Annotated in this window: 18 protein-coding genes and 1 pseudogene; 12 read left to right on the forward strand and 7 right to left on the reverse strand. The window is 47.2% G+C overall.

Features of this window, described 5'->3' with window-relative positions; all coding sequences use genetic code 11:
• Nucleotides 1-42: 42 nt before the first annotated feature.
• Entirely contained in the window at nucleotides 43-573 is a 531-nt protein-coding gene (locus tag ABIC22_RS18640) for a type 1 glutamine amidotransferase domain-containing protein (RefSeq protein WP_095290198.1), read from the reverse strand.
• Between the two features lie 268 nt (nucleotides 574-841).
• Here ABIC22_RS18640 and ABIC22_RS18645 point away from each other — a divergent pair, with 268 nt between their 5' ends.
• The 4 genes from ABIC22_RS18645 (at nucleotide 842) to ABIC22_RS18660 (ending at nucleotide 3,660) form a co-directional block, all read left to right on the forward strand.
• A complete protein-coding gene (locus tag ABIC22_RS18645; RefSeq protein WP_336780619.1) occupies nucleotides 842-1,255 on the forward strand; it encodes a hypothetical protein in 414 nt (137 codons plus the stop codon).
• A gap of 122 nt (nucleotides 1,256-1,377) precedes the next feature.
• Nucleotides 1,378-1,725 (forward strand): bacillithiol system redox-active protein YtxJ, encoded by a 348-nt coding sequence (gene ytxJ / locus ABIC22_RS18650; protein WP_354482981.1) that lies wholly within the window; start codon nucleotides 1,378-1,380, stop codon nucleotides 1,723-1,725.
• 92 nt (nucleotides 1,726-1,817) lie between these two features.
• Nucleotides 1,818-2,825, forward strand: coding sequence for a catabolite control protein A (gene ccpA, locus ABIC22_RS18655; protein ID WP_127537845.1), 1,008 nt, complete (start codon nucleotides 1,818-1,820; stop codon nucleotides 2,823-2,825).
• 139 nt (nucleotides 2,826-2,964) lie between these two features.
• On the forward strand, nucleotides 2,965-3,660 hold the full coding sequence (locus ABIC22_RS18660; RefSeq protein ID WP_095290206.1) for a 5'-methylthioadenosine/adenosylhomocysteine nucleosidase: 696 nt from the start codon (nucleotides 2,965-2,967) through the stop codon (nucleotides 3,658-3,660).
• A 142-nt stretch (nucleotides 3,661-3,802) separates the two neighbouring features.
• Here the strand turns inward: ABIC22_RS18660 and ABIC22_RS18665 are convergent, their stop codons facing one another.
• Entirely contained in the window at nucleotides 3,803-4,435 is a 633-nt protein-coding gene (locus ABIC22_RS18665) for a GNAT family N-acetyltransferase (protein ID WP_095359379.1), read from the reverse strand.
• Between the two features lie 271 nt (nucleotides 4,436-4,706).
• On the opposite strand from ABIC22_RS18665, the gene acsA reads away from it, so the two are divergent.
• Nucleotides 4,707-6,431, forward strand: coding sequence for an acetate--CoA ligase (gene acsA / locus ABIC22_RS18670; RefSeq protein ID WP_154895376.1), 1,725 nt, complete (start codon nucleotides 4,707-4,709; stop codon nucleotides 6,429-6,431).
• A gap of 157 nt (nucleotides 6,432-6,588) precedes the next feature.
• Here acsA and ABIC22_RS18675 read toward each other — a convergent pair whose 3' ends face one another.
• Nucleotides 6,589-9,705 carry a transglycosylase domain-containing protein gene (locus ABIC22_RS18675; RefSeq protein WP_354482986.1) on the reverse strand — a complete coding sequence of 1,039 codons (3,117 nt, stop codon included), beginning with the start codon at nucleotides 9,703-9,705 and terminating at the stop codon, nucleotides 6,589-6,591.
• A gap of 221 nt (nucleotides 9,706-9,926) precedes the next feature.
• The gene (gene rpsD / locus ABIC22_RS18680; RefSeq protein ID WP_095290216.1) at nucleotides 9,927-10,526 is read right to left on the reverse strand and encodes a 30S ribosomal protein S4; all 600 of its coding nucleotides are present in this window, start codon (nucleotides 10,524-10,526) and stop codon (nucleotides 9,927-9,929) included.
• 466 nt (nucleotides 10,527-10,992) lie between these two features.
• Here rpsD and ABIC22_RS18685 point away from each other — a divergent pair, with 466 nt between their 5' ends.
• The 5 genes from ABIC22_RS18685 (at nucleotide 10,993) to ABIC22_RS18705 (ending at nucleotide 16,056) form a co-directional block, all read left to right on the forward strand.
• Nucleotides 10,993-12,975: a sensor domain-containing diguanylate cyclase gene (locus tag ABIC22_RS18685; RefSeq protein ID WP_354482989.1), complete on the forward strand. Its 1,983-nt coding sequence runs from the start codon at nucleotides 10,993-10,995 to the stop codon at nucleotides 12,973-12,975.
• 132 nt (nucleotides 12,976-13,107) lie between these two features.
• Nucleotides 13,108-13,977, forward strand: coding sequence for a hypothetical protein (locus ABIC22_RS18690; RefSeq protein ID WP_354482992.1), 870 nt, complete (start codon nucleotides 13,108-13,110; stop codon nucleotides 13,975-13,977).
• 104 nt (nucleotides 13,978-14,081) lie between these two features.
• Nucleotides 14,082-15,197 carry an aminopeptidase gene (locus ABIC22_RS18695; RefSeq protein WP_095359374.1) on the forward strand — a complete coding sequence of 372 codons (1,116 nt, stop codon included), beginning with the start codon at nucleotides 14,082-14,084 and terminating at the stop codon, nucleotides 15,195-15,197.
• A 96-nt stretch (nucleotides 15,198-15,293) separates the two neighbouring features.
• Complete coding sequence (locus ABIC22_RS18700; protein ID WP_095290222.1) at nucleotides 15,294-15,539, forward strand: HPr family phosphocarrier protein; 246 nt, start codon at nucleotides 15,294-15,296, stop codon at nucleotides 15,537-15,539.
• A 223-nt stretch (nucleotides 15,540-15,762) separates the two neighbouring features.
• Nucleotides 15,763-16,056 (forward strand): Fpa/YlaN family protein, encoded by a 294-nt coding sequence (locus ABIC22_RS18705; protein ID WP_095290224.1) that lies wholly within the window; start codon nucleotides 15,763-15,765, stop codon nucleotides 16,054-16,056.
• A 186-nt stretch (nucleotides 16,057-16,242) separates the two neighbouring features.
• Here the strand turns inward: ABIC22_RS18705 and cax are convergent.
• A pseudogene (gene cax / locus ABIC22_RS18710) lies at nucleotides 16,243-17,314 on the reverse strand (calcium/proton exchanger).
• A gap of 180 nt (nucleotides 17,315-17,494) precedes the next feature.
• On the opposite strand from cax, the gene ABIC22_RS18715 reads away from it, so the two are divergent.
• Nucleotides 17,495-17,857, forward strand: a complete 363-nt coding sequence (locus ABIC22_RS18715; protein ID WP_095290227.1) for an Asp23/Gls24 family envelope stress response protein — start codon at nucleotides 17,495-17,497, stop codon at nucleotides 17,855-17,857.
• A 119-nt stretch (nucleotides 17,858-17,976) separates the two neighbouring features.
• Here the strand turns inward: ABIC22_RS18715 and ftsW are convergent, their stop codons facing one another.
• Nucleotides 17,977-19,272: a putative lipid II flippase FtsW gene (gene ftsW, locus ABIC22_RS18720; protein ID WP_354482996.1), complete on the reverse strand. Its 1,296-nt coding sequence runs from the start codon at nucleotides 19,270-19,272 to the stop codon at nucleotides 17,977-17,979.
• 13 nt (nucleotides 19,273-19,285) lie between these two features.
• Entirely contained in the window at nucleotides 19,286-19,633 is a 348-nt protein-coding gene (locus ABIC22_RS18725) for a YugN family protein (RefSeq protein WP_095359371.1), read from the reverse strand.
• 209 nt (nucleotides 19,634-19,842) lie between these two features.
• Here ABIC22_RS18725 and ABIC22_RS18730 point away from each other — a divergent pair, with 209 nt between their 5' ends.
• On the forward strand, nucleotides 19,843-21,015 hold the full coding sequence (locus ABIC22_RS18730; RefSeq protein ID WP_354482999.1) for a M20 metallopeptidase family protein: 1,173 nt from the start codon (nucleotides 19,843-19,845) through the stop codon (nucleotides 21,013-21,015).
• The last annotated feature ends 163 nt before the right edge of the window (nucleotides 21,016-21,178 follow it).

Genomic DNA, 21,178 nt, shown 5'->3' on the forward strand with positions numbered 1-21,178 from the left:
AGAGCCCACGCCATGAGCGAAGGGCTTTTTTGTATTCCTGATTTACTTTTCAGCAAGTGCATCACAGAATGCTTTGCCATAGGGAGGAAGATCAGGCGGACGACGAGCCGAAATGATATGTCCATCGACAACAACGGCTTCATCCTTCCAGATTGCTCCGGCATTTTCCATGTCGTCCCGAATGCCTGGTGTGGAAGTTACGGTGACCCCATCCAGAATTTTGGCGGAGATCAGCACCCAGCCAGCGTGACAGATCTGCCCAATCGGCTTGCGATCTGCATGCATGTCCTTCACCAGTTCAAGGACTTTCGGATAACGGCGGAGCTTGTCAGGTGCCCAGCCGCCTGGCACGAGAATGCCGTCATATTGTGAACTGTCCAGTTCATCGAAGCTGTATTCCGCTTCAGCGGGAACACCGTATTTTCCGATGTAGACTTTACCTTTTTTCTCTCCGGCCAGATGTACCTCGGCACCTTCTTCACGCACGCGATGTACCGGGTACCACAACTCCAGATCCTCAAATTCTTCATCGACCAGTGCGATGACTTTTTTTCCTGTTAATCTCACAACCATCTCTCCTTTTGCCGTGGTTAGGATGTCGCAACTTATATTGTAACAGATTCTGTATGACACTTCATGATTGCGCATTTTCCCTGTTCAGATAACGGTTACATATATATGAAAGCTTATTTTCGACAACCTGCATTTGGGGGGAGTGGTAATTTGTACAACCTATGGTTTGCGGCAGGATTTAAGCGGAAAAAGGTCGAATGGTAACGTATACGAGTATAGAACGAATGAGGTGATGAATGTGCGCAAAACGTGCAAATGCGGACATGTAATGGAATTGGAATTGAGAACTGTAGTTTATGCGAAGAAAGTGGAGATTCGGAATGTGCCTGTTTTCGCATGCACGGATTGTGTTTCATACGAAGTATTACAGCCAGTCAAGCCGGATTTGAAAGAATGTATCAGCAAGCTGGGTGAACAACCCGTGAAACAGGATCTATCCTTTGGTAAGCAAAATGAACTTGCAGATCTCTTCCACGAACAACTGCTGGCCTGGCCAGATGCAAGTGATCGCGAGATGGAACATCACATGCAGCAAGCCGTGAACGAACGAATTAATCTGCTGCTTGATATTATGGGATATGCTCAGAAGTCGGGCGACGAAGAATGGATGGAAACCACGGAGCGCAGGTTGAGCCAATTGTCTGGTTTTGTATGGCAGGCACATTTCTCGAATGCTGTCTAATTTTGACGTGCTAAATGCTTGTTTTCATGAAAATTGGCTTTTTCATGCGCTTTTTGTTAAGATATCCTAGAGTGAAAACGCTCAACATAGCGGTATTCCTGAAAAAGGGGGATGTATATCAAATGGCTGACATGACTAAAATGACAAGTATTGAACAGCTAAACTCCGCAGTGGAGGCTACTGGAGACCAACCCTTGCTTCTGTTTAAGCACAGCACACGCTGCCCGATCAGCGCGAATGCTTATCAGGAGATGAACAATTATTTGCAAAATAATCCTAATGAAAATGTAAACTATGGCATCATTTACGTCGTGGAAGATCGGCCTGTGTCTAATGAAGCAGCCGACAAGCTGGGAGTTAAGCACGAATCTCCGCAGGCGATTCTGGTCAAAAAAGGAATCCCTGTATGGCATACTTCCCATTCGGATATTACTTCGTCCACACTCACGAATGCTCTAAGTGAGTCCTAAAGCCTATTTTAATTGATTAATGCAAAAATTTGTCGTAATATAAATCTTAATGAAAATGGTATGAAAATTTACTGGTAATGGAGAGAAGTACTGTGACGGTAACCATTTATGATGTGGCACGTGAAGCTGGTGTGTCCATGGCAACGGTATCGCGGGTGGTAAATAACAACCCGAATGTTAAGCCACAAACGCGCAAAAAAGTATATGAAGCCATCGAGCGGTTGGGATATCGTCCGAATGCGGTAGCCAGAGGTTTGGCGAGCAAGAAGACAACCACGGTCGGGGTCGTTATTCCGGACATTTCAAACTCGACTTTCGCAGAGATTGCCCGCGGGATCGAGGATATTGCGAATATGTATCACTACAACATTATTTTGTGTAATGCGGACAAGAAAAAGGAAAAAGAAATCCGTGTCATCAACACGCTGCTGGAGAAACAGGTAGATGGCCTGCTCTTCATGGGTGGAACAGTAACGGATGAACATATTCAGGCGTTTCAGTCTGCGGCTGTACCAATCGTGCTCTGTGCAACGAGTGACGAGAAGGGAACATATCCTTCCGTGGATATCGACCACGAAGCTGCAGCTTTTGATGCGGTGAACACATTGATTCGTCATGGGCATAAGGAAATTGCGATGATCAGTGGTACACTGCAGGATCCTGCGAACGGGTATGCCCGTTTCCAAGGGTACAAAAAAGCACTTGAAGCGGCGGGAATGGAATATCAGGAGGATCTGGTACGGATCGGTAACTATCGTTACGAGTCCGGTGTGGAAGCCATGAAATATTTCCTCGGACTGAAGAAGAGACCAACCGCCATCTTTGCTGCAACGGACGAAATGGCCATTGGTGCCATTCACTCCATTCAGGATGAAGGCTTGAAGGTACCAGACGACTTCTCCATCATTAGTGTGGATAACATTCGTATGGCTTCCATGGTTCGTCCTCAATTGACAACGGTGGCACAGCCGATGTATGACCTTGGCGCAGTAGCGATGCGTTTGCTCACCAAGTTGATGAAGAAGGAAAATGTGGAGAACCCACGGGTTATTTTGCCGCATGAAACGATTCTTCGTCTGTCAGTAAGCCACGCTGGCTAAGCCAAAGCAATTCGAAAAGGGAGAAGGAATTCTCTCTACATAATGGATATACGGAAGCTCCGGAGACGGAGCTTTTGTGCTTCATGAGGATGGATCAGGCGAACCGGACAGGTCCGGAAGTGAATAGGGGGTAGCAAGATTGAAGGAAACGATTGGGATCATTGGAGCTATGGATGAAGAAGTAGAACTTCTGCTGGCTGGCATGAAGCAGCTGGAGACGGTGAAGCAAACCGGCATTACGTATGTGGCGGGTGAATGGCTGGGCAAGCAGATCGTGGTGTGTAAATCGGGTGTCGGCAAAGTGAACGCGGCGGTGACCACGCAAATTTTGATCGATCGTTTCCAAGTGGACCGGATTATATTTACGGGTGTTGCGGGCGCAGTCAACCCGGAACTGAACATTGGAGATATCGTAATCTCTTCCGTATGCGTTCAGCACGACATGGACGTGACTCCGCTCGGCTTCGAACGGGGAGTGATCCCGTATCAGGAAACCTCCGCATTCCCCGCGGAACCTGCTCTGATTGCATTAGCAGAGGAAGCGTGTAAGGCACAGGGAGCCAAGTATCTGATTGGTAAGGTATTGTCTGGAGATCAGTTTATTGCGAGCAAGGAGACCGTGAACATGCTGTATACCGAAATGGATGGAGCATGTGCGGAGATGGAGGGAGCTGCCGTCGCTCAGGTTAGCTTCATGAATCGGGTTCCTTTTGTTGTGCTGCGCGGTATGTCCGATAAAGCGGACGGGTCGGCTCATGTGAACTTTGCTGAATTTACCGTGCAATCTTCTCAGCGTTCTCATCGGATTGTCGAGCACATGCTTGAAAATATGTAATGTGGAGTCTCTTTCAGAAGCTGCCATATAGAAGTATGAGTCTATAAACGAAAACCGCCTTTCGTGGGCAGTTCCAGTTTGTCATCTGGAGCTGCCTAGAGAGGCGGTTTTTTTCAGATACACGTATATCTCAATAAATGTATTAATACATGAAGCGATGACGAAACCGTACACGGTCGAATTGTTCCTCGGAGGACATGGGTACTTCACTGCCGATGCGCACCATGAGACAGTTGGCCGGATGAGAGCAAATCTCGGGATCGTCCGTGGCGTACCACGTCATGTCCACAGTCTGCATCAGTCGCTCCATCATTTTGCGATAATCCCAGACGGAAAGGCCGCTGCCCTTCAGATCCCAATGCCAGTAATATTCCGTGGTGAAAACAATATATCTTTCCATCTGTCCATTTTCAAATGCGGTGAGCAGCATCTCGCGTCCGACCCCGAGTGAACGGTATTCGTCAGCCACTTCGATAGCTCCGAGCTCAATGAGATCCATCATGTTCCCTTCAGACCAGCGTTCACAATCATCCGCATAGTGAAATGTAACATATCCGATAATCGTCTCATTTTCACGTGCAATGATGATTCTTCCTTCAGGCAATGCCGCAATCTCGGCCAGCGCTTCCTGCTGCTCAGAAGGACGACGAAAGGCATCCAGATCGGGATGGAACGCAAGTTTGGTGATTGCCTCGGGAGGCACAGGGCCTTCTACCGTGACTCGGTGGCCGGACTTGAAGATGGAACGCATATGATACGCCTTGATATGCTCCATGGTTCATGCTCCTCTCTCCCCCTACTTATAGCAAAAAATCAAAAAATTGAAAACCCATAGACGATGATTGTGTAGATTTGCTATAATTGCGTAGACAAAAAACGTTCACAATTCAAGCAGATTTGAGTTCATTGGTTTGGCCAGACAGGTACATGATGAGAATTTCTCTCTATTAATGTAAGCGCTAACTGGAAGTTCAGTCAACACAAAGGCAATGAGAAGTAACCCATTATGGGAAATCGAAATGTCGAGTTGAAGGAGGCTGGCAAGCATGAGTCAAGCACATGGTGAGATGCTGCAAACGGTTGTGTCTGAATCTAACCTGGGCGATTACACAGAGGCCCGAAGCCGGTTTGATTGGGAATCGGTGGAGAGGCACTTTACGTGGCACGCCAGCGGAAAAGTCAACATGGCGCATGAAGCGATTGATCGTCATGTACTGGAAGGAAGAGGCGGGAGAACGGCACTGTTATACAGTGATGCCTCGCGTGAAGAAGCGTATACTTTTGCGGATTTGAGCGAGCAATCAAACCGTTTTGGGAATGTCCTGCGCAAATATGGCATTGTCCGGGGAGACCGGGTGTTTATTTTTATGCCTAGAAGTCCTGAGTTGTATTTCAGCCTGCTTGGTGTGTTAAAAGCAGGAGCCATAGCCGGACCGCTGTTTGAGGCGTTTATGGAGACGGCAGTCAAAGACCGGCTGGAAGACAGCGGGGCCGTAGCCCTCGTCACGACGCCAGAACTGCTGGGACGCATTAAACGTGCGGAACTGCCGGAACTGAAGCATATCTTTGTTGTGGGTGGAGGTGCCCAGACTGAAGAGGGTCTAATCGACTTTGACGCAGAGATGTCTGCAGCCTCGGATGATATGGAAGTGGAGTGGCTGAATCGTGAGGATGGGTTGCTTATTCACTATACATCGGGCTCTACGGGCAAGCCTAAGGGGGTCTATCACGTCCAAAATGCCATGATTCAGCATTACTATACAGGCAAGGTAGTTCTTGATTTACGGGAAAATGACGTGTACTGGTGTACGGCTGACCCTGGATGGGTAACAGGTACCTCTTACGGAATTTTTGCTCCGTGGCTGAATGGAGTGACCAATGTTATTCGTGGTGGCCGGTTCAGTCCGCAAGATTGGTACAGCACCATTGAGAAAAATAAAGTCAGCGTCTGGTACAGTGCCCCGACTGCGTTCCGTATGCTGATGGGTGCAGGGGACGAGACTATTGCACAACATGATCTCAGCAGCTTGCGGCATGTAATGTCGGTTGGAGAACCGCTCAATCCGGAAGTGGTGCGTTGGGGATGGAAAGCCTATGGTCAGCGAATTCATGATACCTGGTGGATGACAGAGACCGGAGCACAGCTGATTTGTAACTATCCGGAGATGCCGATTAAGCCTGGTTCAATGGGGCGGCCGCTGCCTGGAATTGAAGCAGCCATTATCGATGACCGAGGACAGGAGCTCCCTCCATACAGCATGGGAAACCTCGCTATACGTACACCTTGGCCATCCATGATGGCGAAGATTTGGAACAACCCGGCCAAATACGATGAATATTTCAGGCTGTCTGGCTGGTATGTATCTGGGGATTCGGCGTATATGGACGAAGAAGGGTATTTCTGGTTCCAGGGCCGGATCGATGATGTAATCAATTCTTCCGGAGAACGTATTGGTCCGTTTGAAGTGGAGAGCAAGCTCGTAGAGCATCCTGCCGTAGCAGAGGCCGGAGTTATCGGTAAGCCGGATGTCACCCGCGGGGAGATTATCAAGGCGTTTGTAGCGCTGCGTGAGGGCTATGAAGCGACTCCAGAGTTGAAGGAAGAGATCTATCGTTTTGTAAAAGAGGGCTTGTCTGCTCATGCTGCTCCGCGAGAGATCGAGTTTAAGGATAAATTGCCCAAGACTCGTTCCGGTAAAATTATGCGACGTGTGCTGAAGGCTTGGGAGCTCGATTTGCCGACAGGTGATCTGTCCACTATTGAAGATTAATAACCGTTGAAGTTAATTACTGAATACGCGGTGCCTGTATTTTTAAGAACTAGCCTGATTTGCGTAAGATGCAGATCAGGCTTTTTATTATATGAAGAAAAGCCCCCATCCTCTAATGAGAGGGTGGGGGCTTAAAAAACGTGCGTTACGGCAATCCTTACGGTTGATATGGGACAGCAGCAGAGGGCTCGGATTCTCCTACACTGTTGATAGCAGATACCTTGAACCATCCGCTTGTAGAGGCAGGTACACCGTAATCCATTGAGGTACCCGAAGTTGTTCCAATCTTGGTATAAGGGGCAGAGCCCGTTTCACTGTAATAGACGGCATAGCTCTGTACACCATCGCTCTCTGGATTGGAGGCCCATTGAATGCGCAATCCTTGGGTGAGAGCTGCTACGCTAACCTGTCCAGGGGTACCTGGAACGGTGGTTGTAGCGTTATTGTTTTCATTTTCTTCCGGCTCAACGATGGTTCCAGGAACATTGATCGGTTCTTTTACTTCCTCATCCGGGAGTGGATCTGACACTCCTGCACTGCTAACCACAGCACTAGGAGCAGATTCTTTGCCGGCTACATCGACGGCAGTGACATAGAAAGTGAAATTCCCGCCCTGTGCGTATGCTGTAAATGATCTGGATTCACCTGTCAGGACAACTTGGCCCTGGTTCTGGAAGCCGGCACCATTTACGGAGCGATACAACCGATATCCGACAACGTCATTTTCAGGCGTTGCGTTAAATGTAATTACAGCTTTGCCATTAGCAACGGATATCCTCACATTCCCTGGTGCATCTGGTGCCTTGCCATTGTCCGATCTCGGGTCGACTTGTGTTGGCATGTCTGCATCCGCATCTTCTGGCAGATAATAGGCAAGGGATTCGTGACGGCTCATCCGTGAGAATGCATTTTGCAATTCCTTGATCAGATCGGAGATCGGTTTCTTCCGTTTAATAACCGTCTTCTCCTTCAGCATGTCGCCAGGTGTTTCATCACGAGGGATGTAGTTTACACCATTGTAGGTAATGTATTTTGCTTTGGCGACACCATCATCACTATCTTTGGGAATAAATTTGCTGTTGAAAATATCGGTTACAAATTTGTCAGTCAGTGATGTTGGCAGTTTGCCGCTATAAGCAGATACCGTACGTGTTTCAATGCCCGATGGTTTCTTGAATGAATCTGTCACGAACAGTTGCTTGTCGGTTGCAACGACTTCATTCATAATCTGAGACCAGAGCTGCTGGGCACGTTTACGCTGAGATTTGGTTTCAAGGGTGTTCACAGGCTGTTTGTATCCAACCCACACACCAAGCGTAACATCAGGCGTATAGCCTTCAAACCAGACATCCGCATAGTTTTGCGTTGAACCCGTTTTTCCTACGATAGGTGCACTTTTCGTATACTTATACGTTTCACGAACCTTATCCGCAGTACCTTCGGTAATTACGGTTCTTAACATGTCTGTCATGAGGTACGCCGTCTGTTCGGAGAATGCCTGGACAGGTTCGGATTCATGTTTATAAACGATATTTCCTTTGGAGTCTACAATTTTGCTAATCATGTATGAGTCGTTATATACCCCATTGTTCGCAATAGCTCCGTAAGCATTCGTGAGTTCTTCAACGGTTACACCGTACTGGAGTCCCCCGAGAACACCCGTCTGAGCCTGATAATCTTGCTGCTGAATGGTCGTTATGCCAAGCTTCTTGGAGAATGCCCAGGCTTTTTCGATCCCGACGTCTTCATTGAAGAGTTTGAGTGCAGGAACGTTCAGGGAATAGTTCAGGGCTCTACGAGCGGTTACAAGTCCCTGATAACGATTGTTCGCATTCTTCGGAATATGGAACCCGTTTGAGCCTCCATCCTTAAGAATGATCGGTGAATCATCAATGATGGACGCTGGTTGGACCAGTCCTTCTTCCAGAGCAGGCAGGTAGGCGGCAATAGGTTTCATCGTTGAACCTGGCTGACGCACCATCTGGGTTGCGTAGTTCATCTGTTCATCCTGGAAGCTCCGGCCTTCAATCATGCCCAGAATAGCCCCGGTTTTGTGATCAATCATGATAGCTGCAGTCTGTTCTTTTCCCTTTTTGGGATCGTCCGCAGCAAAATTGCTGTCATTCTCGGCAATGGTACGCATGGTTTTGTACACACTTTTGTTAATCGTTGTGTATATGCGATATCCACCTGTACGCAATTGCTGCTGAGCTTCTTCGAGCAGAGCACTGCTTTCCTTTTGGGTCCCATCCTCGGTAGAATCTGAACCCTCGGAAGTTCCCTCAGCTGCTGTGTCAGAATTCATTTGTTTCATTAAAATTTGTGCAGCCTGGCGTTCGGTTTCCATCATAAGATATGGATAAGTGTTGTAAGCCTTGACGGTCTTCGGTGCCAGTGAACTCTTAATATCAAAAGCAAGAGCTTCGTCATACTCGGTTTGATTGATTTTGCCAAGTTCAAGCATACGGCGTAATACCAGATGCTGGCGGTTGATTGCACGCTCAAAATTATCCTCTACAAAGTCGCCTTTTCCGTTAAAGGCTGAGTAAGAGGAGGGGAGCTGAGGCAATCCGGCAAGATAGGCTGCCTGAGCCGTGTTTATTTTCTCCAGATCATTAATGTTGAACAATCCTTTGGCAGCTGCCTTGATCCCATACACATTATATCCACTGGAGCCGTTACCAAAAGGAACTTTATTCAGATACGCGGTCATGATCTCGTTCTTGGTCAGGAATCGTTCAAGTCGCAAGGACAGCAGTATTTCCTTGACTTTGCGGTCTTCGGTACGATCCAGATTCAAGAACACACGCCGTGCCAATTGCTGAGTCAGCGTACTTCCGCCCGTTTGCACAGACTCTTTCAGCACCTTCTGCTTCACGGCTCGGAGCGTTCCGCTCATATCTACACCTTTATGTTCGTAAAAATGATTGTCTTCAATCGATATGACAGCATCAATAACTTTCTGTGGTATCTGGTCAAAGGTGACCGGACGCCTGTCTTCTTCCGTACGTAATTGACCGATCGGGCTACCGTCGGCAAAGTAAGCAAAGCCTGTGATGGAGTTTTCGCTGACTTTTTGTTCAATCAGGGCCCTGGAGCGGACGGGCTCGTCTTTTACAATGGAACTGACGTATCCCATCAGAGCACCGCCTACAAATAGCGCCCCCATAAAACCCAGGACAACCACCCATTTGACGACACTGCCCAGTCTGCGGGCGAAGCTGCGCTTGCGGGCAGGCTGTTCATCGGGCTTTTTCTTATTAACATCAACCATTCAGTGTCTTCCTCCTTTTAACAGCACTTATTATAGCATAAAAAGGCGGGTTTGCATGCCTGAGAAATACAAGCAATGGTCGAAAATTGCCATTATTTTATGGAATATGAAATTTTTCATGCCTACTAAATCCTGTATGCAAAAATTTGCAGACAACAAAAAAGCGATCCGAGAAAATCTCGAATCGCTTTTTGTGTGATGCTTTACTGAAATTCCAACGATTAACGGTTGTAGAACTCGACGATTTGTTTTTCGTCGATATCTTGGGACAACTCGGAACGCTCAGGCAGACGGATGTATTTACCTTCTACAGCAGCGTCGTTGAATTCAAGGTATGCTGGAAGATGCGAACGGTTTTCCAAAGCTTCCTTAACGGAAGAAAGACCGCGGCTTCTTTCACGCAGGCCGATTACATCGCCAGTGCTTACTTGGTAAGAAGCGATATCGACTTTTTTACCGTTTACTGTTACGTGACCGTGGGATACCAACTGACGTGCTCCTGCACGGGAGTTAGCAAATCCAAGACGGTAAACGAGGTTGTCAAGGCGGCACTCAAGCAAGAACATGAAGTTTTCACCCGCGATACCTTGCATTTTTTGCGCTCTAGCAAACAGAGTGCGGAATTGTTTTTCGCCCAAACCGTACATGTGGCGAAGTTTTTGTTTTTCTTGCAACTGCATACCGTAGTTGCTCATTTTTCTGCGTTGGTTAGCTCCGTGCTGACCTGGAGGGAAAGGACGTTTCAATTCTTTGCCTGTTCCGCTCAGGGAAATGCCGAGGCGACGGCTCAATTTAAATTTAGGACCAGTGTAACGTGCCATGTTTATAGTAGCTCCTTTTTAGTTAAAGTTCATATAGGGCTCTGTTTGCGCTCCAATTTGTTGATGCGGGCAAGGCCACACATACGTCAATCAGGAAAGTTCAGCCGCTGTCCTGAAAGCAACAAAAAGAATGAGGGTGACACAACCGGTAATGCCCAAATTTAAAGACCCATTAGTAGTCTTCATCAACAATTTATATTACAGTTTAAAAGAGACAAAGTCAAGAGTAGGAGAAAGGCAAAAAAACGTCTAAATTTGTCGATAGGTCATTAGGCCCAAAAAAATGGGACAATTTTCTGAAATATGGATGCAAAAAAGCAATAAAGAGAGTAAAATAGAATGTATCTTAACTTTAAATGATCATGTACATTAAGGTTATCGTAAGGTTTTTGCAGGTTTGCGATAACGTCTGCAGATTAATGCATCCCTTTAGAGGTTGCAAAAACGGTGCAAAGGAGCGCCTGACATGTTAGAACATCTAGGAAGTTTACCAGCCAGCATGCATTCGCCAAGTTCGGGCGATTCCGCATCTTCTGCAGCTCAGCGTAATGAGCATGCGTTCTGGATGCAGCAAATGGATATCACACCTTTTGATTTCTCATATTTGAAAAACTTGCTGCAGCAAGCCTATACGGATTGGCTGACTCAGCATGATTCGAACTGGAACGCACCATCTGCGATTTACAGCGTGTGGAATACAGAAGGTACTTGTGTAGCGACGACCGCCGATGAGTCTATGGACAGGCCTGAATCAGTTCAGACGGTAATGATGTGTCTTGAAACCGGACGAGCGGAATCATTGCGGGGTTCAGATGAATACGGGGATTTCCTATACATTGCCGAGCCTCTGTTTTCCAGAATCAACAAGGATATGTTCGCCGTGTTTACAGCTTTCATTTACGAGCCTCATCGTTATGAAATGTCTGAGGAGGTTGTTCGATCCGAGGCAGCGCATTATCGTACTTGCTTTTACCGAAGATTCGAATACATATTTATGGCAGATCTGCTAAAAGCTCATGAGCAAACGGCGCGTGAAGAGCACCGGAGGTCCATTCTTTTTCAGATCGTGCAGCGGATGCATGACAAAATGGACGTGGATGCCATATTGGACGAGGTATTTGACAGTATCGATTATTTGTATCCGACCACACACATGAATCTGTACATGTCCCAAGATCGCAACAGTTCCAATCCGAGAATCAGACCTTTGCTTGTCCATGAACATGGGGAAGATATTTGTCTCCGTTCATTTAAAGATGGACAAACGATAGTTATTCGCTCCGATCAGGGGGAGAATCGTATTGTGGAGGTCGGACTACCGCTCAAGGGGAAGCAGGGTATCTATGGTGTGTTTCATATCGAGATGAATGACGAACTCATGGAAGAGCCGGACTTGCAGCTTATCACCATGATGGCGGATATGGCAGGAACTGCTTTTGAGAATGCCAAATTGCATGAGCAATCGAACATGTTGATTCAGGAACTTCGTCTAATCAATGATTTGACACAACGTCTAAATAGAAGTCTGCAGTTGAAAGAGATTTATAAAATGGCCGAGTTGGAGTTAAAGGATATTTTTCAAGCTGAATCCTGTTGTATTCTTCAATTGAATGACACCACGAATCGTTTTGAGGTGATGTCATCCAACATTGGGGAAATGCGTCATAAATCCTTTTCGCAGGATTATGGTATCGCTGGTCTGCTGTATCAGACAGAAGAACCGCTCATTTTGTCCAATTATGCACAGTACACCAAAGTGTCTTCCGTGTTTATGGAGATTACCAGCTCCATGTCACTGATGGCTTCACCGATTCGAGTCAACGGTCAAGTGAAGGGAACCATTTTGCTGGGTCATCCCAAACAGCAGTATTTCTCATATGATAATTATCGTCTGCTGCAGATGCTGTCCATTCACGTAGGACTGGCTCTCTCCAATGCAACGCTGCATGCGGAGGTTCGCCGTTTGGCCAACCTTGATATGTTAACTGGACTGTACGTCAGACATTATCTCGATAGTGTCATTCACGAAAAGCAGGCCCATGAGTTCTGTGGTTCATTAATTGTGGTTGATATCGATCAGTTCAAACAGGTGAACGACACATTTGGCCATCAAACCGGGGACCAGGTGTTGAAGCAGGTTAGTGATATTGTTAAATCCTCCGTTCGTTCCGATGATATCTGTGCCCGGTGGGGTGGCGAAGAGCTGGCCATTTACGTGCCGCAGCTGGGGATCCGCCAGGCACTCGAGTATGCAGAGGTCATACGCAGCCGAGTGGCGGAAGAGACTAGGCCACCCGTGACCGTATCCAGTGGTATAGCCGAGTGGAACTGGATGGATGACAAGGTCAGTGTGGAATCATTATTCTACCGGGCAGACATGGCGCTCTACGAGGCGAAACATAATGGACGCAACCGGATCGTGCTGGAAGAACAGGAAGTTACACGCTAAGAGAGAACAATTCCATGGATTGGAGTCGTTCTCTCTTTTTTCTTTTGCAGCAAAGTTTGCGTTGATGTGAAGTATAAGGGTATACAGGAGGGGCAGGCTATGGAGAACCTTGGACGGAAGGATGGATTTTAGATGATTACAAGGCAGGGTATGCGTACATTAATGCTGCTTTTGAGTGTTGTTATCCTTTTTGCACCGGGCTGTGGGCTGATACATCGTGAACGTACTCCAGAAGAGGTGTTCTCCATGGCCTTATCCGGAATTGCAGGTAAGGAGAAGCTAGATTTTGTAGGGGAAGCAGGGTTAAGACGAGAGAGCAGCGGACTTTTTGAAAATCAGTTCAAATTTGAAGGAAAGCTGGAAAATCATGATCAGCTAACGCTGCAGACCCGACTCCCTGGAGCTGTCACTGCAGCAGGGTCAAGTAAGGTAGACGGTATGGATGCCGCTTCTGCAAATCTGACTACCCAACCAAGTGGATTCAGCGCCTCTTTTCAGCGAAAAAAGGGACAATGGGAGGCATTGACCGCAGAGCAAGAACCACTCCGTGGCTCGCTGTCCCGTTACAACCCCATCGCCCAATTGGAGAATATTGACCGGATGAACAAAACGATAAAATCCGAATACGGTTCTGGTCGAAGAACAAGGATCCTGCGGATTGAACTGGCACCTGAAGATGCCAAAGCCTGGGCCACAACCCAGTTGAACGACGAGATGAACGCGATTAAGGCAGAATATATGCACAGGGCGAGTAATATCAAAGGGACGAGCAAGGCGAAGCTTAAGAAGGAATTGAGCCAGGTTTGGCAGCAGGGTGAAGCCAGTATGGAGCAAATGATGAAACAGGCTAAAGTACAAACGGTATATCATCTGACTGTGGATAGGAAGACCAGTTTGCCGCTGCGGCTCTCTTCGGAAAGCCAGGTGACGTACCAAGATGCAAGCAATAAAAGCACTAAAGAAGCTCTGGTCATGGATGTTAATTTTAAAACATATGATTAGACGTGGGGTCTTCCTGCTGACGGGATTGCAGTAGCGTGCTACAATAGTATCGTAATTTACCGTTGTTCAATTTTTGAATGGCAGATGACAGGAGGATTTACGAGATGAAGGACCCACGAATTCAGAAACTTGCAGCTAACCTGGTTGGCTACTCTGTAGATGTACAGCCTGGCGAGAACGTGCTGGTTGAGATGATTGGATCGGAACGTGATCTGATTAACGCTATTATTGAAGAAGTAGGCAAAAAAGGCGGCAATGTTTTTGTACAGCTGACCGACAAGACAGTACAACGTGCGATGTTGAAAAATGCTACAGAAGAGATGATGAAAACCTGGGCAGAAATTGACCTGAACCGCATGAAACAAATGGATTGTTACATTGGTATCCGTGCAGGCGAAAATGTGAACGACCTGTCCGACGTGCCGGAAGAAAAAATGAAAATGTATAACTCCCTGTATTCCCATCCGGTACATAGCGAGCAGCGGGTTAAACATACGAAATGGGTTGTGCTTCGTTACCCGAATGCCAGCATGGCGCAGCTTGCGAATACCAGCACGGAAGCATTCGAAGATTTCTATTTCGATGTGTGCAACCTGGATTATGCCAAAATGGACAAAGCACAGGATTCCCTGGCTAACCTGATGAACCGCACGGACAAAGTTCGTATTACAGGACCAGGAACAGATCTAAGCTTCTCCATTAAAGATATCGGTGCAGTGAAATGCTCTGGTCAAAAAAATATTCCTGATGGCGAAGTTTACAGTGCGCCTGTGCGTGATTCTGTAAACGGAACAATCAGTTATAATGCAGCAACCCTGTACAACGGGGTGACGTTTGAAAACATCAAGTTCACCTTCAAGGATGGCAAGATCGTTGAAGCGACAAGTAACGATACAGAACGTCTGAATGAGATTCTGAATTCCGATGACGGTGCACGTCATATTGGTGAGTTCGCGATTGGCTTCAATCCACATATTCTGCATCCAATGAAGGATATTCTGTTTGATGAGAAAATTGCAGGCAGTCTGCACTTTACTCCTGGGCAGGCATACGAAGAAACGGACAACGGAAATCGTTCCTCCATTCACTGGGATCTTGTGCTCATCCAGCGCCCAGACTACGGCGGCGGCGAAATTTATTTTGACGATGTGCTGATTCGCAAAGACGGCATCTTTGTGATTCCAGAGCTGGAATGCCTGAATCCAGACCAATTGAAGTAACCGCGGGATTTTGCTGTTGCTAGGAAAGCGGATTCACGGTATCATGTAGTGGTAATTAATAGATGATACCAAATGTGAAAAGACGGAGGGATTCCTATGTCGAGTAATAACGCGGCTGTAGTGGAAATTGCTCAAACAGCAGGCAAGTTTACTTCTTCAATCGTGCTTCATTCGGAGAACAAGTATATTGATGTGAAAAGTATTCTCGGTTTGTTTACCACGCTGATCAGCACACACAGCTATGAACTTCATGTTCATGGACCAGATGCAGACGAAGCAAAAGCAGCCATGTCAGAAGTATTTGCCAAACATGGCCTGAATGTAAGCATCGCATCCGAGTAATCATTCCAGGAAGCATCTCCGCCTGTCTTGGCGGGGGTGCTTTTTCGTATACACAAATGAACAGGTTCTTTGGGTCCGTTGCCGAGGAGTTAAAATACGTGCTGTCCAAGCCTTCGTTTTGAGTGGTTATTTTGGTCAGGTTCTTGTATTAGCTCCTGATTTCGTCTAATATTAGAGGTAGAACGTCTTTACGCGATTTTTGGGACATAGGGGGGAAAAATGCATGACTTCATCTGATCTGCAGGACCAGCTGAACATGAAAGCGATCAGTCTTCTTCAAGAAGATGCAGATAAAATACAGAAGCTTATTGAAGTACAGATGGAGAATCTGGCTACCCGCTACTGCCCTCTCTATGAGGAAGTATTGGATACACAGATGTATGGGTTCTCCAAGGAAGTCGATTTTGCTGTTCGTGCAGGGCTTCTTCCTGAAGGTGCTGGTAAGCAGCTGGTAAGCGCGCTTGAGCGGAATCTGGCAATTCTATATGAAGCTTTGAACAAAAAGAATGAGCAATAGCCTGCAATCGTGCGGGTCAGAATAGAAGGCATGCAGGCATTTTGCATGCTTTTTTTGTATGTTTTAACGTGGTAAAAATATTGAGTGCGCAGCGTAAGCGACCATAAACGAAAGCAGTCCGGAAACTCGTTTCCGGACTGCTTTTGTTATTCGTTATATATGTCTGAATTTATGTTGCTTCTAACGTTACACCAGGAAGAAGGACACACCCAGAATGATGTAACACAACCAGCAGGAGCAATCCCTCATACCAGTTCGTTGAACCATCCTGGGTAATCGACTTGGCGATAAATACAGATACACCAATGGCAAGAAGCTCAATCGTTGTGAAGACGATATCCATGGTTCTGCCTGTAAAGTAACTCACAAAAATCAGCACAGGTGCAACAAAAAGTGCGATTTGCAAGCTGCTGCCGACCGCAATCTCTACAGCGGCACCGATCTTGTTTTTCATGGCAAGCATAATGGCTGCACTGTGTTCGGCCGCATTACCGATAATCGCAACCAAAAATGCACCAACGAACAGCTCGCTCAGACCAAACTCTTCGGTAAATACCTCGAGAGTACCCACGAGCCATTCACTGACAAAGGCTACCATAACTGTGGCGATAACCAGGTATAGAATCGATTTTTTCTTGGACCACGCCGGCGCATGTTCATGCGGCAATTCTTCGTCTTCATCGACAGTGACATCTGCGAGATAGTTCTTGTGTGTTATCATCGAGAATAAGAGCCAAGCGATATAGGCAATAATCAACAGCCCTGCGACAATCAGGCTAAGCGTATCTGTGTCCTTTTGAGTAATCGAATGGGTGTTGAGAAAAACAGCTGGAATGAACAGGGCAATGATCGCCACAATCATCAGGGAGCCGTTTAGTCCCGCAAGGGAGACGTTGTAATTTTGAATTTTGAACTTGAGTCCTCCGGCAAAGATGCTAAGCCCCAGCACCAGCAGCAGGTTTCCGATAATGGAACCGGTGAGGCTGGCTTTTACCATGTCAAATAGTCCTTCTTTGACCAGAAAAATGGCGATGATCAATTCGGCAGCGTTACCGAACGTTGCATTCAAGAATCCGCCAAGTCGCTGTCCCGCATAATGCGCAACATTTTCGGTGGCTTTCCCTAAAAAACCGGCCACAAAAATAACCGAAATGGCTGAAATCACAAACTGCAGGATCGGATTCCAATGCAGATAGTGGGCGATGGCGCTGAGGGCAAAGAAGACAATCAGCAAAATGGATGAAATCCGGTTTCTCACAACAAACACCTCGGTTAAAATTATTTTGTTTTAAATGACAATGAAAGCCTTATGAGATTATTTTCATATTTCAATATAACCAAATGGTGGTAGGTTGTAAACGCATGTTTTCGAGTTTAATTTGCTTTTTGGGGTGGAAAGGATTTAAAATACGAGTAACGAAGTGAAGGAGGATGTGGCATGGCAGAACAACTTCAACTAGAAGGCGGTAACATCCGGATTGCCGATGACGTGGTGGCGAAAATTGCCGGAATGGCTGCGATGGAGACACCCGGGATTGCCGCAATGTCTGGAGGATTGTCAGAGGGCTGGGCCAAACGTCTCAGCGGTAAAAACGTACAGAAAGGCGTAGGCGTTGAGGTCGGCCAACTGGAAGCAGCCATTGACCTGCGCATCATCGTCCTGTACGAGACACCGATTCATGAAGTATCCCGTATGCTTCAGCAGAATGTGAGAGAAGCGGTAGAGACCATGACCGGATTGCGCGTTGTCGAAGTGAACGTGAAGGTAGAAGGCGTATCCTTCAAAGGCGACGACCTGTAAGGTATTAACCTCCAATTTAACTGGAGCAGATGAACGTTGATGTTCTTTGAGCTCCAGTTAACCCAAAAAAGACTTCACATCCCGAGGATGCGAAGTCTTTTTTTATTCCGGTACACCTGTTAACGAATGCGCCGAATGGATTTGGAATCCCGTGAACGAAGAGCGGGAGAAGTACGTGTTTGCGTTTGTACCGTTACGGATTTGGTTCTCTCTTCCTTAATGACGTCCTGGTTGTTCGTACGCGAGATACTGAGCAGAATACCCATGGCCACCATCATCACAAAGAGTGACGTACCTCCATAACTGATAAACGGAAGGGTAACCCCTGTCACCGGTATGGTCTGGGTCACGCCTCCGATATTGATGAACGCCTGAATGGCGATCAATCCCATGATTCCGATACCTACCAGCGTTCCGAACGGGTCAGGACAGCGCAACGAGACGATAATGCCTCGCCAGATAAAGTACAGATAAACCAAAAGGAATAGCGCACTCCCCAGGAAACCAAGCTCTTCCCCAATAACAGAGAAAATGAAGTCATTATACGCGTTTGGCAGATAATGAAGCTTCATCGTACCTTGTCCAATACCCGAACCGGTCATGCCGCCGTCACCGATGGCCACAAGGGAGCGAAAAAGGTTAAGACTTCCTCCACTAGTGTCGGATAACGGATCAAGGAATGCCTGAATACGCCCGATCTTGTAGTTCTGCTCGGCTGAGGCGGCAGTAGTACTGTCTACAGTGTCTGAAGGAGACATGGAGGAGAAGAGGGCATTCGCGCCGAGTGCGAGTGCCCCTCCCAGTACAACTAGCAGGATCGAACCGATAATATGCTTCATGCTTGCTCCGCCTGCATAGATGACGAGACCACAGGTGGAAACCAGAATGAAGCAGGTACCGAAGTCCGGCTGCAGCATAATCAATCCTGCAATGAATCCGACAATGACTAGGACCGGAATATAACCTGTCTTGAGGTCCCGGAAGCGTTCGCCTTTTTTGGTGATCAGTGCAGAAAGGTATAGGATTATGGCAATTTTGGCGAACTCCGCAGGCTGAAGACTAAAGCCAAAGATGCGGATCCAGCTTCGTGCACCGTTCAACATTGCGCCTGTAACAAGTACGAGCACCAGCAATACCGTGGTGAACAGGAAAAAAGGCGCATAAAGCTTCTTGTATTTATTAAAACGAATGTTCATGGCAAAGAACATACCAACTAAACCGATAACCGCCCACATAAGTTGTTTTTTCGTGAAGTATAGGGGATCATTGTTAAAGCTACTGTTTGCAATTGCAATACTGGAACTGGAGCTGAATACCATCAGCAGTCCAAAGCCCACTAACAATAAAGTGAGGATTAGCAGTTGGAAATCCGGCGTGCCTCTCTTCGTTTTCGTTTGGGCCGATTGTTGTTTCATGGTTTGGCCCAGCCTATGCTTCCAGCAGTTCTTTGAGCTGCTGCAATTTTTGGGCGGCCAGCTTCACGACTGGCTGCGGAACGGTAGAGTCATAATCGAGACCGTGCGGAAAGGTTGCTTTGCCAAGATAAACAGCCTCGACAGAGAGCACGGTATCGGGTTTTTCAAGTTTGCCATCGACCACACGGGTGTTAATACGTACAAAGTATTCTGAGTTGGTGTTGTCATCTTCGATTTTGTAGTCATATGTAGCACGGTAATACTCCCATTGCCACCGGACAAATCCGACTTTCTCGGCGCTCTCATCCAGGTATGCCAAGTCGCTTTTCAAGCCATCCAAGCCTGTATTCTCAAAAATCATAAGCGTCTGATCCTCCTCATAGCTTCCGAGTATAATTCTCGTGCATTTCTCTAGTTCATGATAGTATGTTTCCCCTTCCCGTGCAAGCTTTCCAAAGGCGTTTCGTATCGGTTTTCTTCCAATTCTGCTACAATATACAGCAATAGGTTTGAAGAGGATGGTTCGGACTTGATGAAAGTTCCGTTCAAGATCGAAAGGATGGGGAGAAAATGACAAATAATATATGGTGGGACGATCTGCAAATCCATATGGTGGAATGGCGGCGTCATCTTCATCGCAATCCCGAGGTTTCCTTTCATGAGGAAAAGACATCTTCTTTTGTAGCGGATATGCTGGAGAGCTTTGGTGTTGAAGTGAAACGTCATGTAGGTGGTCATGGTGTGATTGGTACGATTCGGGGGGACAAGCCCGGTCCAGTCGTCATGCTTCGGGCTGATATGGATGCACTGCCCATCCAGGATGAGAAGGACGTAGAGTATGCTTCACAGAAGGCAGGAGCAATGCATGCCTGCGGTCATGACGGTCATGTTTCCATTTTACTTGGAACGGCATTGTATTTCAGCAAGCACAAGGTTGATATCCAAGGCGAGATTCGCTTTTTGTTCCAGCCTGCGGAAGAACTGCTTCCTGGCGGGGCTGTGAAAGTCATTGCGGATGGTGCGCTTGAAGGCGTGGATGTCATCTATGGCATCCATCTGTGGACGCCTCTTCCGGTCGGAGTGGCAGCCAGCAAGGAAGGACCGCTGATGGCGGCTGCTGACGACTTTTACATTGAGATCAAAGGAAAGGGCGGGCATGGTGGCATGCCGCAGTCGACCGTGGACAGTCTGGTTGCAGGCTCTGCACTTGTCATGCAGCTGCAGACGGTGGTCAGCCGTTCCGTGGATCCGCTCCGACCTGCGGTGCTGACGATTGGTACAATGCAGGCAGGATCTGCCCAGAATGTCATTGCCGAGTCCTGCAAAATGAGCGGAACAGTCCGGACGTTTGACGAAGAAACGAGAGCCGAAATGAAAGAACGTGTGCATCGCATCGTTTCTCAGACAGGCGGTGCATACGGGGCACAGACGGAAGTGAACTACATCATGGGTTATCCGCCTGTTGTCAATGATAAGCAAGAAACGGATCGCTTCTTCCGCAAAGCTGTTCAGGTGTTCGGGGATGACCAAGTGCACACGTCTCCGATGCTGATGCCAGCAGAAGATTTCGCTTATTATTTGCAGAAGGTTCCAGGCTGCTTCATGTTTGTCGGGGCAGGGAATCCGGACAAAGACGCCATCTATCCGCATCATCATCCAAAGTTTGATTTTGATGAAGATGCCATGCAGCATGCAGTTAAGCTCTTTATTGCCATGGCTACCGATTACATGGGTGGTAAATAGAATGTTTTGGGTATAGTTGGGCATCCTACTCATAGAAGTAGGGTGCTCTTTTTTTGCAAAATTACCGGGTAGGTGTCGGCTGTAAAGGTTCATTTCTGGGTATGCCGGAACTGAACTTTTTGTCATGAGCATCTATTTTGGAGCACAACGTAATCGGTACCGG

This window comes from Paenibacillus sp. PvP094, assembly GCF_040546835.1.
In the GTDB taxonomy this organism is placed as follows: domain Bacteria; phylum Bacillota; class Bacilli; order Paenibacillales; family Paenibacillaceae; genus Paenibacillus; species Paenibacillus illinoisensis.